At 62.6% G+C, this 14,366-nt stretch carries 12 protein-coding genes and 3 pseudogenes; 9 read left to right on the top strand and 6 right to left on the bottom strand.

What is annotated here, in order from left to right:
- Window positions 1-9 precede the first annotated feature (9 nt).
- Both pcaC and NQV17_RS33115 read left to right on the top strand, forming a co-directional pair.
- Window positions 10-396, top strand: a complete 387-nt coding sequence (gene pcaC / locus NQV17_RS33120) for a 4-carboxymuconolactone decarboxylase (RefSeq protein WP_257775492.1) — start codon at window positions 10-12, stop codon at window positions 394-396.
- Window positions 397-559: 163 nt separating this feature from the next.
- Window positions 560-1,918 carry an MFS transporter gene (locus NQV17_RS33115; RefSeq protein ID WP_257775491.1) on the top strand — a complete coding sequence of 453 codons (1,359 nt, stop codon included), beginning with the start codon at window positions 560-562 and terminating at the stop codon, window positions 1,916-1,918.
- A 134-nt stretch (window positions 1,919-2,052) separates the two neighbouring features.
- Here NQV17_RS33115 and NQV17_RS33110 read toward each other — a convergent pair whose 3' ends face one another.
- Window positions 2,053-2,301 (bottom strand): hypothetical protein, encoded by a 249-nt coding sequence (locus NQV17_RS33110; RefSeq protein ID WP_044847536.1) that lies wholly within the window; start codon window positions 2,299-2,301, stop codon window positions 2,053-2,055.
- Window positions 2,302-2,409: 108 nt separating this feature from the next.
- Window positions 2,410-3,027 (bottom strand): LysE family translocator, encoded by a 618-nt coding sequence (locus NQV17_RS33105; RefSeq protein WP_257775490.1) that lies wholly within the window; start codon window positions 3,025-3,027, stop codon window positions 2,410-2,412.
- Window positions 3,028-3,548: 521 nt separating this feature from the next.
- On the opposite strand from NQV17_RS33105, the gene NQV17_RS33100 reads away from it, so the two are divergent.
- The 4 genes and pseudogenes from NQV17_RS33100 to NQV17_RS38200 form a co-directional block, all read left to right on the top strand.
- Complete coding sequence (locus NQV17_RS33100) at window positions 3,549-4,502, top strand: LysR family transcriptional regulator (protein ID WP_257775489.1); 954 nt, start codon at window positions 3,549-3,551, stop codon at window positions 4,500-4,502.
- 236 nt (window positions 4,503-4,738) lie between these two features.
- Window positions 4,739-5,962: an MFS transporter gene (locus NQV17_RS33095; RefSeq protein WP_257775488.1), complete on the top strand. Its 1,224-nt coding sequence runs from the start codon at window positions 4,739-4,741 to the stop codon at window positions 5,960-5,962.
- A 69-nt stretch (window positions 5,963-6,031) separates the two neighbouring features.
- Entirely contained in the window at window positions 6,032-6,847 is an 816-nt protein-coding gene (locus NQV17_RS33090) for an EAL domain-containing protein (RefSeq protein WP_257775487.1), read from the top strand.
- A 163-nt stretch (window positions 6,848-7,010) separates the two neighbouring features.
- Window positions 7,011-7,097, top strand: a pseudogene (locus tag NQV17_RS38200) (ESPR domain-containing protein); the annotation flags it as partial.
- A 209-nt stretch (window positions 7,098-7,306) separates the two neighbouring features.
- Here the strand turns inward: NQV17_RS38200 and NQV17_RS38195 are convergent.
- Window positions 7,307-7,705: a DNA-directed RNA polymerase II gene (locus NQV17_RS38195; protein WP_374692784.1), complete on the bottom strand. Its 399-nt coding sequence runs from the start codon at window positions 7,703-7,705 to the stop codon at window positions 7,307-7,309.
- Between the two features lie 34 nt (window positions 7,706-7,739).
- On the opposite strand from NQV17_RS38195, the pseudogene NQV17_RS38190 reads away from it, so the two are divergent.
- Window positions 7,740-7,898 (top strand): annotated as a pseudogene (locus tag NQV17_RS38190) (hypothetical protein); the annotation flags it as partial.
- 1,191 nt (window positions 7,899-9,089) lie between these two features.
- On the opposite strand, the gene NQV17_RS38185 reads toward NQV17_RS38190, so the two are convergent.
- Both NQV17_RS38185 and NQV17_RS38180 read right to left on the bottom strand, forming a co-directional pair.
- The gene (locus NQV17_RS38185) at window positions 9,090-9,296 is read right to left on the bottom strand and encodes a hypothetical protein (protein WP_374692783.1); all 207 of its coding nucleotides are present in this window, start codon (window positions 9,294-9,296) and stop codon (window positions 9,090-9,092) included.
- A 251-nt stretch (window positions 9,297-9,547) separates the two neighbouring features.
- On the bottom strand, window positions 9,548-9,823 hold the full coding sequence (locus NQV17_RS38180; protein WP_374692782.1) for a hypothetical protein: 276 nt from the start codon (window positions 9,821-9,823) through the stop codon (window positions 9,548-9,550).
- Here NQV17_RS38180 and NQV17_RS38175 point away from each other — a divergent pair.
- Window positions 9,711-9,968, top strand: a pseudogene (locus tag NQV17_RS38175) (hemagglutinin); the annotation flags it as partial. The gene NQV17_RS38180 and the pseudogene NQV17_RS38175 overlap by 113 nt on opposite strands.
- Before the next feature lie 5 nt (window positions 9,969-9,973).
- On the opposite strand, the gene NQV17_RS38170 reads toward NQV17_RS38175, so the two are convergent.
- Window positions 9,974-10,288, bottom strand: coding sequence for a hypothetical protein (locus NQV17_RS38170; protein ID WP_374692781.1), 315 nt, complete (start codon window positions 10,286-10,288; stop codon window positions 9,974-9,976).
- 133 nt (window positions 10,289-10,421) lie between these two features.
- On the opposite strand from NQV17_RS38170, the gene NQV17_RS38165 reads away from it, so the two are divergent.
- Window positions 10,422-14,366, top strand: a 3,945-nt coding sequence (locus tag NQV17_RS38165; RefSeq protein ID WP_374692786.1) for a cell surface protein, incomplete at its 3' end; no start/stop codon positions are given.

Raw genomic sequence — 14,366 nt, 5'->3', positions numbered from 1 at the left:
GCACCGACGATGGACGACCAGCAACGTTATGAAGCAGGGATGAAGGTGCGTCGCGCGGTGCTCGGCGACGCGCACGTCGACCGTTCGATCGAGAACCGCACCGAGGTGACCGACGAATTCCAGAACCTGATCACGCGCTATGCGTGGGGCGAGATCTGGACGCGCGAAGGCCTGCCGCGCCATACGCGCAGCCTGCTGACCATCGCGATGATGGTCGCGCTGAACCGCGGCGAGGAACTCGCGCTGCATCTGCGCGCCGCGCGCAACAACGGCGTGACGCGCGACGAGATCAAGGAAGTGCTGCTGCAGACCGCGATCTATTGCGGCGTGCCGGCCGCGAATTCCGCGTTCCATCTCGCGGACAAGATCTTCAAGGAACAGGATGCGGCCGCCTAGGTGCGGCTGAATCACACGGCCGGCGCGCGCCGGACGTGACCCGATCGCGACACCTGCCGCTGCCGGCAGGTGTCGACGATGCACGACGCGCCGGCGACGAATCGGCGCGCGAACCAGGAAAGGCGCGGCCATCAGGCCGCGTTGCTTACATAGGAGACACGCGATGAATCGCGCACCCGTGGTCGATGTCCAGACCTTCATCAACGAGCAGCCGTTCGGCGGCTTCCAGTGGCTCGTGTTCCTGATGTGTTTCGTGATCGTGCTGCTCGACGGCTTCGATACGGCCGCGATCGGCTTCATCGCACCTTCGCTGCTGGGCGAATGGAATCTCACCAAACCCGATCTCGCACCTGTGCTGAGCGCCGCGCTGTTCGGCCTCGCGTGCGGCGCGCTCGTGTCGGGCCCGCTGTCCGACCGCCTCGGGCGCCGCTCGCTGCTGCTCGGCTCGGTGTTCCTGTTCGGCGTCGCGTGCTTCGTGTCCGCGTTCTCGAACACCATCGGACACCTGACGATCCTGCGTTTCATTACCGGCGTCGGGTTGGGCGCAGCGATGCCGAACGCGGTCACGATGATGGGCGAGTTCTGCCCGGACAAGCGCCGCGCGACCGTGATCAACCTGATGTTCTGCGGCTTCCCGCTCGGCGCCGCGTTCGGCGGTTTTCTCGCCGCGTGGATGATCCCGCATTTCGGCTGGCGTAGCGTGCTGATGCTCGGCGGCGTGACGCCGCTGCTGCTCGGCGTGCTGTTGTTGCTGAAAATGCCGGAATCGGTGCGCTTCATGGTCGCGCAAGGTCAGGGCGTCGACCGGATTCGCGCGACGCTCGCACGGATCTCGCGCGACGCGCTGAACGCCGGCTCGTTCGCGATGACCGAAGCCGCGCCGCAGACGGGCGGCAAGGGGATCGGCGTCGTCGTGTCGCGCTCGTACATCGTCGGCTCGGTGATGCTGTGGATCGCGTATTTCATGGGCCTCGTGATCTTCTACGCGTCGATCAACTGGATGCCGATCCTGCTGAAGGATGCCGGTCTGACGCCGAAGAGCGCGACGCTGATCTCCGCGCTGTTCCCGCTCGGCGGCGTCGGCGCGGTGCTGTGCGGCGTGCTGATGGACCGTTTCAACGCGAACCGCGTGATTGCCGCGTGTTACGCGCTGACCGCGATCAGCGTGTATGCGATCGGGCAGGCGGCAGGCAATGTGGGGATGCTCGTGCTGGTCGTGTTCATCGCCGGCGTGCTGATGAACACCGCGCAATCGTCGATGCCGGCGCTCGCCGCCGCGTTCTATCCGACCGAAGGGCGCGGTACGGGCGTGGCATGGATGCTGGGCGTCGGCCGCTTCGGCGGGATCGCCGGGTCGTTCCTCGTCGCCGAACTGACGCGCCGGCACTTTTCGTTCGCGGGCGTGTTCGCGACGATCGCGGTCGCGGGCTTGCTCGCGTGCCTCGCGTTGCTGATCAAGCAGGCGGCGCGGCCGCACGGCGTCGCGCAGCCGTCCGGCAAGATCGAGTCGCTCGGGCATTGAGCGGATTCGGGGCCGGGGCGATGCGCCGGCCCTGCGTGTGTTCGGGATGCTGCGGTGAGGCGCAAGACGGCTCACACGCACAACGACAGACCGAGCTGCTTCGGCGGCCCGTCGCTATTCCGGCCGCCGCGCCGCTACTCCTCCGCGTCGTGTTCCTTGACGAAGTTGCGCAGATACGCGCGCAGCGCGGCCTCCTGGCTGCGATGATCGGCAAGGTTCGCGGCGCCCAGCGCTTCCTCGTCGCCGAACAGCGTGGGCGGCGCGCAGTACGTACCCACCTCGATGTTTTCGCGCAGCACGCGGATCTCGTGCGTGAGCGGGTGGTACTCGGCGATCCAGTGCATGCCCTCGATGTGCTCGCCGGTCTTCAGCATTGGCTTCATCGGCCACCTCCATGCAGATGCGGCGCAACCGCCAAAGCGATTGCGCGCGCCCGTACCAAAAGGGTACGCCTGCACGGCGTGAAGCTCAACGGCTGTGCTCGTGAGCGCTTACTGCGGCAGCAGATGCGCGACGAGCGGATACAGCGACAGGATCAGCAGCACGGCCATCGTCACGTTGAAGATGCGCAGTGCGCGGCGGTTCGACAGGAAGCGGCGCAGGCCCTGGCCGAACGCGGCCCACAGGCTGATGCACGGAAAGCCGATCAGGATGAACACGACGGCCATCCACGCGGCGTTGATCCCGTAGTCGGCGGACAGGCGGATCGTCGTCGCGGCGGTCAGCACCATCATCCACGCCTTCGGATTGACCCACTGGAACGCGGCGGCTTCGAGGAACGTCATCGGCCGCGGCTTGGCGCCTTGCGCCTTCACTTCGCCGGACGTGCCGATGCGCCAGGCGAGGTACAGCAGGTACGCGACGCTCGCGACTTCGAGGATCGTGTACAGGACCGGCACGCGGCGGAATGCTTCGCCGAGACCGAAGCCGACGCACAGCATCAGGATCGCGACGCCGATGCTGATGCCGAACAGGTGCGGCATCGTGCGGCGGAAACCGAAATTGACGCCGGACGCGAGCAGCATCGTGTTGTTCGGGCCGGGCGTGATCGACGTGACGAGCGCGAACAGCATGCCGGCGGGCAATGCGCTGAGGGTGAGGAAGTCCATCGCGGATTCTCCATTCGTGTTCGGGACTGGGATGGAGCCAGTGTAGCGACGGTTTTCTGTACAGTACCGGTACAGTTTGCCTGGTGGTTGCCGGTACGGGGTGGGAGGGTGGTGCGCGGGCATGTTGTCTCTCAAAAAAGATGTCCGCAGTCTCAATAAGTTGTCCTTGAATAATTGACTGCCATCCCGTGCGTAAAAGCTGCGACCAGCCTCGACTCGCAGGAAGATTCATCGGACGAAATGAAATTCATGAGGAAATCGATGCGGTCGGGATTTCCTGTCTGGCGATGTGCTGCAATCAATTCGGCGTATGCTGTTCGGGAAAGCGATCTGCGTGTGGGACCAGAGGCGATTTTTCTTTGGATTTTCGTATTCGTTTTTCAAGAAGGCAGCTTCATATGGCGGTGGAGATGCGCCGTATGAAGTCGGGCCCATGCGGTCGTGTCGCGTGGAATGACATTGGTTGACACTTCTGTCATTTCGCAAAGCGGGCATCTGTCGTAGTCTGCGCGATCCGCTCGTTGAACCCGTTCTCTCTCCACATCGAGATGAAGCCTAGCCAGCTGAAAGTCTTCGTTACCATCGCTGAAACCGGCAGCCTTGCAAGTGCCGCGACCCGATTGCACCGCACACAACCTGCCGTTTCCAAGACGCTGCGTGAACTGGAAGAGTCGCTGGGCCTGCAGCTCTTCAATCGCACGATCAGCGGGATGACGCCGACCGAGGCGGGTGATGCGCTGCTGTTGAGGGCCCGCATCGTGCTCGAAGAGCTTCGGCGAGGCGAACAGGACATGGCAACGTTGCGTGGGATCGCGAGCGGCAGGATCCGCATCGGCATGAGCCCTATGGCCGCGCTATTGATTACCCGCGCGATCGTTCGCTTCCGTCGGCAAATGCCCATGGTCGACATCGAACTCCATGATCACGCTACGGGAACCCTGCACGATCTTCTCAATGCCGGGAAGCTCGACCTGGTGTTCTCCGCGTTACCGTCGTTCGCCACGTTGCCATCCGGCGTGGAGAGCAATCGCCTGAGGGTGGAGCCGCTGTCGCTCGCGGCGCCGCGAAACGGTGCTTACAGCACGGCTACTTCGCTGCAGGATCTGCGCGAGGCGACATGGGTCTATGTGGATTCGACAGGTGCACATCGCGAGTATGTCTCCGGGCTTTATCGCGCGGCTGGACTCGAGCCACCGTCGCACTCACTGTTGTGTACGTCGCCTATCATCATACTTATGCTGGCCGCCGAGTTCGACGTCGTCCTCCTGCTGACTCAAGAACTCCTCACCATCTATCGAGAGCAGTTGGTCGCGTTGCCTCTGATCACCCCGCCACCATATCTTGAGTTGTACAGCCTGCAGCGTGCCGGTACGGTTCAGACGAAAACAATGGCGACGTTCCTCGAATGCGTGAACGATACGCTTGGAGAACCGATTCCAATTTATCCGCATACGCGCCTCCTGTTGGGACATTGAGGTCCGCGCAGCTTCCGTGTGCATCGGTCGTGCCACGCACGCGATCCGGAAGGTTAACCAAACGGTTAAGGGGGGTGAGGACATTTCAATAGACGTCGCCTCCGCACGCGCGGATGATCGTGAACATTTGGCGGATATCCCTTCGCTGGTGCGGTCTTATGTCCTGCAACACTCACGATCACGTTCCACTTCACCGACAGCCTGGCAGTCCCTCGAGAATGGCTCAGGACAGGAAGGTGATCGTTGCCGCGTCGATTGGCAATGCGCTGGAACTGTTCGACTTCACCGTGTTCAGTTTTTTTGCCGCGATCATCGGGCAGCAGTTCTTTCCGGTCGGAAGCGAGACCGGCCAGTTGTTGCTCGCGTTGGCGACCTTCGGCGTGGGTTTTGTTGCAAGACCTGCCGGCAGCGTGATTATCGGAGGCTACGCGGATCGGCATGGCCGCAGGGCCGCGATGACGTTGACCATTGGTCTGATGGTTTTCGGTACCGCACTGATCGGGTGTACGCCGGTCTATTCGCAAATCGGAATCGTGGCCCCGATCCTGATCGTGGCGGGGCGGCTTTTGCAGGGACTGTCCGCTGGCGGTGAAGTCGGGACTTCAACCGTCTATTTGATGGAATCCGGCGCGTTGGAGCGTCGCGGCTACATGGTCAACTGGCAAATGGCGAGCCAAGGGGCGTCTGTTCTTCTTGGAGCGTTGTTTGGCTTTCTGCTGACAAGGGCATTGTCCCGCGAAGATCTCATCGCATGGGGGTGGCGCGTTCCGTTCATCTTCGGGCTTCTGATAGGGCCCGTCGGATTCTATATTCGTAAAAGCCTCCACGAGACGCTCGTTCGTGGCGAGTCCCGGCGCTGGCCCATCGCGGAATTACTGCATCGATATGCGGGACGTGTGGGGCACGGCGTGCTGCTGATCATCAGCGGGACGACGGCGGTGTACATATTGGGCTTCTATATGCCCTTGTACGCGGTGAAGGAACTGCACTTGCCGCAGGCCGCGTCATATCTTTCCGGATGTGCGGCCGGTGTCGCGATCATGGGCGGGGCCTTTGTTTCCAGCCGCGTGCTCGATTATGTCCGGAGTCGCAAGACGATACTGTATGCGACGTCTGGCGCGACGCTGCTGCTGGTTTATCCGTTGCTTGCCCTGGTTTATTACAGGCCATCCATCGCGCTGTTGATATTGGTGGTGTTTGTCATCATGTTCATCTGTGCAATCGGTGCGGCTGCCTTTTTATTGCTGATTCTCGAGCAATTCCCGGCGCACATCAGGGTAACCGGGCTGTCCGTAATCTACGCGATTGGCGTCACCATTTTCGGCGGCTTTGCACAATTCAATGTGACGTGGCTGCTTCGGGCGACCGGGAATCCGATGTCGCTTGCCTGGTATCTGCTTGTGACGAGCGGCATTAGTTTTTTTGCGCTATTTTCGTTTCGTGAAATTGACAAAGAATAACAATAGAGATGGCGGTGCTCGATGGATTTGTAAGGGTGAGGCGGTTTATTATTAATTTCGGGGTGGATTATGCGAGAGCCCGCAAGTGCTTCCAACGCGAGGCTGGGCGACCCCAATAATGGGGAGTTGGCCGAGCGAGTTCGTCAAGGCCTGAAGGCAGGTGAGTTTCAGGTCGTTTTTCAGCCAATCCTGCATGCATCGAGCAACATAATTTCATGTGCCGAGTGCCTGTTGCGCTGGAATCATCCGCAATTCGGATTATTGAACGCTGGAGTATTCAGTGACGTTTTCCGTGATCATGAGACGGCACATGATGTATTCCACTTTGTGCTGGCAGCTGCCTGCCGGGAAATCGTCGCCGCGAAGATCATGATGCGTCAACCGCTGCCGCGCCTGGCGATCAACATTCCTGCGTCGCTTTTGCTGCGAGAAGGGCTCGGCGAGGAGATCGAAAATGCAACTGCTTGCTATGGGATCAATCCAGATTTTATCGACCTGGAGATTGTCGAAACAGAAGATGCCTCGAAATTTTTGTCGTTGAATGCCTTCACGAAACCACTGAGGGATCGCGGGATAAGACTGTTCTGCGATGACTTCGGCATTGCCTATCCACCGCTCGTCGCGCTGGGCATGATGCATATAGACGGCTTGAAGCTCGACAAGATGTTTATGAGGCATATTCCGCAATCCGATCGGGCATTCATCGTCCTGGAAAATCTTCTTGTCTTATGTTGGAGGCTGCGGTTGGACGTGGTGGTTGAAGGTGTCGAAAATGAAGCGCAATACAAATGGTTGAGCGCATATGAGGACGTGGGGCAGCAAGGCATGTTCATCGGAAAACCCCAGATCAATCTTGAAAAAGCACTGTCGCTCAATATGAGGTAGTGCTTATTTGGAGGCGACGGCGTTGGGGCGCTGTTCGTTTGTGTGAATTCTTGATTTTCATTGATTGAGTAAGCCATCTGGCTGATGGTTGAGTGCGCCGTTGTCCGGTAACGATTGGCGTAGGAAGTTAGGACAATTAAATATTAAATCATATTAATTTTCTATGAATAAGTCATACCGTTCAATTTGGAATGAGGCACTCGGGGCCTGGGTGGCCGCATCCGAGCATGACTCAGCACGCGGCAAGCCGAACAAGTCGGCCGTTGTGAGGGCCGTTTCAACCGTTGCGCTCGTCGCGGGGGCGACCGTCGGCCACGTCGCGCACGCGCAGTACTTCGCAGGCGGAGGCGCGGCAACGGGCCCCCAGGCGATTGCCATCGGCGGTAACGGCGGTAGTACGACGACGGCCAGCGGCTCGACCTCGATTGCAATCGGTGCGAATGCGACGGCGTCCGGCAGCTATTCGCAGGCATTCGGCCAGGCCACGACGGCATCCGGCGTGAGCGCGATCGGTATCGGCTCCGGCGCGAAGGCGCTCAACACGGGCGCGACCGCGGTCGGCAACGACGCGACCGCATCGGGCTCGAGCTCGATCGCGATCGGCGGCGGCAACAGCTCGGGCACGGGCGGCGCGGTGGCGGCAGGCACCAACTCGATCGCACTGGGCAGATTCTCGAACGTCAATGCGGCGACCACGTCGGGGATCGCAATCGGCTCGAATGCAACGGTCACGGCGGCGGGTACCAACGGCACCGCGCTCGGTTCGGCCGCCACCGCTGCCGGCTCCGGCGCATCCGCGATCGGCAATGGCGCAACGGCAACGGGCACCAATGCGATCGCGCTCGGCGGCACGGCCAACTACGCCTCCAGCGTCGCGATCGGTGCCGGCAGTGTGACCGGTGCGGCAGCGCCGACGGGAACGGGCTATCTGACGGGCAGCGCCGCGCCGACATCGGAAGTGTCGGTCGGCAGCGCGACGGCCCTGCGTCGCATCACGAACGTCGCCGACGGCTCGGCACCGCAGGACGCGGTCACGGTGGCCCAGCTCAGCACCGGAATGAGCACGACGACGAGCGCGATCAACAGCCTGTCGACGTCGGCGTCGACGGGTCTCTCGTCGGCCAACAGCTCGATTGCGTCGCTTTCCACGTCGACTTCGACGAGGATCAACTCGCTCTCGACCGGCCTCAGCTCGACCAACAGTTCGGTTGCTTCGCTGTCGACTTCCACGTCGACCGGTCTGTCGTCGGCCAACAGCTCGATCAGCTCGCTCTCCACCTCGACCTCGACGGGGATCAACTCGCTGTCCACGGGCCTGAGTTCGACCGATAGCTCGGTTACGTCGCTGTCGTCGTCCACGTCGACCGGCCTCTCGTCGGCAAACAGCTCGATCGGCTCGCTGTCCACGTCGACCTCGACCGGTATCAGCTCGCTGTCGACCGGCCTGAGCTCGACCAACAGCTCAGTCGCGTCCCTGTCGACCTCCACGTCGACTGGCCTCTCGTCGGCAAACAGCTCGATCGGCTCGCTGTCCACGTCGACCTCGACCGGTATCAACTCGCTGTCCACGGGCCTCAGCTCGACCAATAGCTCGGTTACGTCGCTGTCGACCTCCACGTCGACGGGGCTCTCGTCCGCCAACAGCTCGATCGGCTCGCTGTCCACCTCGACCTCGACCGGTATCAGCTCGCTGTCGACCGGCCTCAGCTCGACCAATAGTTCGGTCGCGTCGCTGTCGTCGTCCACGTCGACGGGCCTGTCGTCGGCTAACAGCTCGATCTCGTCGCTCTCCACCTCGACCTCGACCGCGATCGTCGCCGCGAAGACGCACTACTACAGTGTCAACGACGGCGGCACTCAAGGCGCCAACTACAACGATGACGGCGCCACGGGCCTCAATGCCCTCGCGGCGGGCGTGGGCGCATCGGCCTCCGGCGCCAGCGGCGTCGCCGTCGGCGCGGGCGCGATCGCATCCGGCGCAACGGGCGCGATTGCCGTCGGCGCAGGCGCCATTGCGTCCGGCAACCGAGTGATCGCGATTGGACAGCAAGCGGGCATCAATTCCACCGGCTTCGACAACCTGGCCGTGGGTGTTCAGTCGGGGCAGAACAACAGCTCGAGCGTCAACAACGCGATTGGTCTTCAGGTCGGCAACAACGTGTCGAGTACGGGAAACATTGCGGTCGGCTCCTTGGGCACCGGCAGCAACGTTTCCGACACCAGCACCCAGCCGATTGTTTTCTCAGGGGTCACCGGCAACAACGTGGCGGTCGGTGGTGTCGCCGGCAACAACGTGAAGGGCGCGCTGAACGTCGGCGTCGGCTGGAAGGCCGGACAAGTCGTCGACGGCTTCAACAACGTCGGCGTAGGCGCGCTCGCGGGCTACAAAACCACCGGCGACAACAATATTGGCGTCGGTTCGTTCGCAAGCTCGACGGTGACCGGTCATCGCAACATCGGCATCGGCAATAACGCTGCAAACACTGTGACCGGCTCGTCCAATACCGCTGTTGGCGACAACGCGGGCGACACGGTAAGCGGCAGCGCCAACTTCGCTGGTGGTCAGGGGGCGGGCAGTTCGGTGACGGGCAACTCGAACATCGCGCTCGGCACGTCCGCCGGAAGTGGCATTGCCGCTAGCAACACGATCGCGATGGGCACGCAGGCGCTGGCGAGTGGCGGCAGTGCGATCGCAATCGGTCAGGGCGCCACGGCGAGCGGTAACCAATCGATCAGCATCGGCACCGGCAACGTCGTGAGCGGAAGCAGTTCCGGCGCAATCGGCGACCCGACGACGATTACCGGAAGCGGTTCGTACTCGCTTGGCAACAACAACACGATCAACTCGAACAACGCGTTCGTAGTGGGCAATAGCGTTACCGTTCCCACTGGCCTCGATGGTTCGGTAGTGCTCGGCAACAACTCGACCGTGACGGCCGCCACGCCGACGCCGACCGGTACCGTCAACGGCACCACTTATACCTATGCCGGGGGCAACCCTGCGGCGGGCAGTGTGGTGAGCGTGGGGGCAGCAGGTGCGGAGCGGCAGATCCAGAATGTCGCGGCGGGCCAGGTCAGCAGCACCAGCACGGATGCGATCAATGGCTCGCAGCTGTTTGCGACCAATCAAGCAATTTTGTCGGTTGGCTCCGGGCTTGCGAGTCTTTCCACGTCGACTTCGACCGGCATCAACTCGCTGTCGACCGGCCTGAGTTCGACCGATAGCTCGGTTGCTTCGCTGTCGACTTCCACGTCGACCGGCCTGTCGTCGGCTAATAGCTCGATCGGCTCGCTGTCCACGGGCCTGAGCTCGGCCAACAGCTCGATCAGCTCGCTGTCCACGTCGACCTCGACCGGCATCAGCTCGCTGTCCACCGGCCTCAGTTCGGCCAACAGCTCGATCACGTCGCTGTCTACGTCGACCTCGACCGCGATCAACAACGCAAAGACGCACTACTACAGCGTCAACGACCAAGGCTCGCAGCAAGGCAACTACAACAACGACGGCGCAACCGGCCTCAACTCACTCGCGGCAGGCACCAATGCGAGCGCGGGCGGCGTCCAAAGCGTCGCCATCGGCGATCACGCCACGACCGCGACGGATTCGTCGATCAGCATCGGCACCGCGGCCGGCCAGGGTAGCAGCAGCGCGTACAGCGTCGCCATCGGCGCATCCTCCGGCCAGAATACGGCCGGCGTCGCCAACACGGCCATCGGCAACACGGCAGGCATCGGGGTAACCGGCGACTACAACGCGGGCCTCGGCGCTGGCGCGGGCACCTTTATCAACGGTTCGTACAACACCTCGGTGGGTTACTACGCCGGAACCTCGACGACCGGCACCGGCAACGCAGCGTTCGGCTTTTACGCGGGCGCGGGCACCACCGGGGACAACAATGTCGCGATGGGCTCCCTGGCCGGCGCCGGAATCTCGGTCAACGATACGGTCAGCATCGGCAGCAATGCGGTGGCAGGCGCGCAAAGCGGCGACGTGGCGCTGGGCAGCAATTCGGTCACGAAAGCGGTGGTAGGCACGTCGAGCACGACCATCAACGGCACGACCTACACCTTCCAGGGCACGTCGCCGACCAGCACCGTCAGCGTAGGCGACGCGAACGCCGAGCGGACGATCACCAACGTCGCGGCAGGTCGCATCAGCGCAAGCAGCACGGACGCTATCAACGGCTCGCAGCTCTACGCGACCAATCAGGCAATCGAGGCAACCGGCTCGGGACTCGCAAGCCTGTCCACGTCCACTTCGACCGGTATCAGCTCACTGTCCACGGGCCTCAGCTCGACCAACAGCTCGGTGGCTTCGCTGTCGACTTCGACGTCGACTGGCCTGTCGTCGGCAACCAGCTCGATCAGTTCGCTGTCCACCTCGACTTCGACCGGCATCAGCTCGTTGTCGACGGGCCTGAGCTCGACCGATAGCTCGGTCGCTTCGCTGTCGACTTCGACGTCGACGGGCCTCTCGTCGGCGACCAGCTCGATTAGCTCGTTGTCCACGTCGACTTCGACCGGCATCAGCTCGTTGTCGACGGGCCTGAGTTCGACCGATAGCTCGGTCGCCTCGCTGTCGACGTCGACGTCGACTGGCCTCTCGTCGGCGACCAGCTCGATCAACTCGCTGTCCACCTCGACCTCGACGGGTATCAGCTCGTTGTCGACGGGCCTGAGCTCGACCGACAGCTCGGTCGCTTCGCTGTCGACCTCCACGTCGACCGGCTTGTCGTCGGCTAACAGCTCGATTAGCTCGTTGTCCACGTCGACTTCGACGGGCATCAACTCGTTGTCGACGGGCCTGAGTTCGACCGATAGCTCGGTCGCCTCGCTGTCGACTTCGACGTCGACCGGCCTCTCGTCGGCGACCAGCTCGATTAACTCGTTGTCCACCTCGACCTCGACCGGCATCAGCTCGCTGTCGACGGGCCTGAGCTCGACCGATAGCTCGGTTGCTTCGCTGTCGACGTCCACGTCGACCGGCTTGTCCTCGGCGACCAGCTCGATTTCGTCGCTGTCCACCTCGACTTCGACGGGTATCAGTTCCCTGTCGACGGGCCTGAGCTCGACCGATAGCTCGGTCGCCTCGCTGTCGACGTCCACGTCGACCGGCTTGTCGTCGGCGACCAGCTCGATCAGCTCGCTGTCCACCTCGACCTCGACCGGCATCAGCTCGTTGTCGACCGGCCTGAGCTCGACCGATAGCTCGGTCGCTTCGCTGTCCACCTCGACGTCGACTGGCCTGTCCTCGGCAACCAGCTCGATCAGCTCGCTGTCCACGGGCCTGAGCTCGACCGATAGCTCGGTCGCTTCGCTGTCGACCTCCACGTCGACCGGCCTCTCGTCGGCGACCAGCTCGATCAGTTCGCTGTCCACGTCGACTTCGACCGGTATTAGCTCGCTGTCGACCGGCCTGAGCTCGACCGACAGCTCGGTGGCTTCGCTGTCGACCTCCACGTCGACCGGCTTGTCCTCGGCGACCAGCTCGATCAGCTCGCTGTCCACGTCGACTTCGACGGGGATCAGCTCGTTGTCGACGGGCCTGAGCTCGACCGGCAGCTCGGTCGCCTCGCTGTCGACTTCCACGTCGACCGGTCTCTCGTCGGCAACCAGCTCGATTTCGTCGCTCTCGACCTCGACTTCGACGGGTATCAGCTCGTTGTCGACGGGCCTGAGCTCGACCGATAGCTCGGTCGCCTCGCTGTCGACGTCCACGTCGACCGGCTTGTCGTCGGCGACCAGCTCGATCAGCTCGCTGTCCACGTCGACTTCGACGGGTATCAGCTCGTTGTCGACGGGCCTGAGCTCGACCGATAGCTCGGTCGCGTCGCTGTCGACCTCCACGTCGACTGGCCTGTCGTCGGCAAACAGCTCGATTTCGTCACTGTCCACCTCGACTTCGACCGGCATCAGCTCGCTGTCGACCGGCCTCAGCTCGACCGATAGCTCGGTCGCGTCGCTGTCGACTTCGACGTCGACTGGCCTGTCCTCGGCAACCAGTTCGATTTCGTCGCTCTCGACGTCGACCTCGACGGGCATCAGCTCGCTGTCGACGGGCCTCAGCTCGACCGACAGCTCGGTGGCTTCGCTCTCGACTTCGACGTCGACCGGCTTGTCGTCGGCAACCAGCTCGATTTCGTCGCTCTCCACCTCGACTTCGACCGGCATCAGCTCGCTGTCGACCGGCCTGAGCTCGACCGACAGCTCGGTGGCTTCGCTGTCGACTTCGACGTCGACCGGCCTCTCGTCGGCAACCAGCTCGATTTCGTCGCTCTCGACCTCGACCTCGACGGGCATCAGCTCGCTGTCCACGGGCTTGAGCTCGACCGATAGCTCGGTCGCCTCGCTGTCGACCTCGACGTCGACCGGCTTGTCGTCGGCGACCAGCTCGATCAGTTCGCTGTCCACCTCGACTTCGACGGGTATCAGCTCGTTGTCGACCGGCCTCAGCTCGACCGATAGCTCGGTCGCCTCGCTGTCGACTTCGACGTCGACTGGCCTGTCGTCGGCAACCAGCTCGATTTCGTCGCTGTCCACCTCGACTTCGACCGGCATCAGCTCGCTGTCGACCGGCCTCAGCTCGACCGATAGCTCGGTCGCCTCGCTGTCGACCTCGACGTCGACTGGCCTGTCGTCGGCAACCAGCTCGATCAGCTCGTTGTCTACCTCGACCTCGACCGGCATCAGCTCGTTGTCGACCGGCCTGAGCTCGACCGATAGCTCGGTCGCTTCGCTGTCGACCTCGACGTCGACCGGCTTGTCCTCGGCGACCAGCTCGATCAGCTCGCTGTCCACGTCGACTTCGACCGGTATCAGCTCGCTGTCGACCGGCTTGAGCTCGACCGATAGCTCGGTCGCTTCGCTGTCGACCTCGACGTCGACTGGCCTGTCGTCGGCAAACAGCTCGATTAGCTCGTTGTCTACCTCGACCTCGACCGGCATCAGCTCGCTGTCGACCGGCCTGAGCTCCACCAACAGCTCGGTGGCTTCGCTCTCGACTTCGACGTCGACCGGCCTGTCCTCGGCAACCAGCTCGATCAGCTCGCTGTCCACCTCGACTTCGACGGGTATCAGCTCGTTGTCGACCGGCCTCAGCTCGACCGATAGCTCGGTCGCTTCGCTCTCGACCTCGACGTCGACCGGCTTGTCCTCGGCAACCAGCTCGATCAGCTCGCTGTCCACCTCGACTTCGACCGGTATCAGCTCGCTGTCGACGGGCCTCAGCTCGACCGATAGCTCGGTCGCTTCGCTGTCGACCTCCACGTCGACAGGCCTGTCGTCGGCAACCAGCTCGATCAGTTCGCTGTCCACGTCGACCTCGACGGGTATCAGCTCGCTGTCGACGGGCCTCAGCTCGACCGACAGCTCGGTCGCTTCGCTGTCGACCTCCACGTCGACTGGCCTTTCGTCGGCAACCAGCTCGATCAGCTCGCTGTCGACCTCGACCTCGACGGGTATCAGCTCGTTGTCGACGGGCCTCAGCTCGACCGATAGCTCGGTTGCCTCGCTCTCGACT

The sequence above is a fragment of the Burkholderia sp. SCN-KJ genome, assembly GCF_024656005.1.
In the GTDB taxonomy this organism is placed as follows: domain Bacteria; phylum Pseudomonadota; class Gammaproteobacteria; order Burkholderiales; family Burkholderiaceae; genus Burkholderia.
The sequence above is the reverse complement of the archived record's forward strand: the minus strand, read 5'-3'. Positions and strand labels throughout refer to the sequence as shown.

Bases quoted from the DNA above. Each gene is read 5' to 3' on its own strand.
- NQV17_RS33105 (WP_257775490.1), bottom strand. From the start codon at position 3,027: ATGGACTTCCTCACCCTCAGCGCATTGCCCGCCGGCATGCTGTTCGCG.
- NQV17_RS33090 (WP_257775487.1), top strand. From the start codon at position 6,032: ATGCGAGAGCCCGCAAGTGCTTCCAACGCGAGGCTGGGCGACCCCAAT.
- NQV17_RS33115 (WP_257775491.1), top strand. From the start codon at position 560: ATGAATCGCGCACCCGTGGTCGATGTCCAGACCTTCATCAACGAGCAG.
- pcaC (WP_257775492.1), top strand. From the start codon at position 10: ATGGACGACCAGCAACGTTATGAAGCAGGGATGAAGGTGCGTCGCGCG.
- NQV17_RS38185 (WP_374692783.1), bottom strand. From the start codon at position 9,296: ATGACCGGTCACCGTCGAGCTTGCGAACGAACCGACGCCAATATTGTT.
- NQV17_RS33110 (WP_044847536.1), bottom strand. From the start codon at position 2,301: ATGAAGCCAATGCTGAAGACCGGCGAGCACATCGAGGGCATGCACTGG.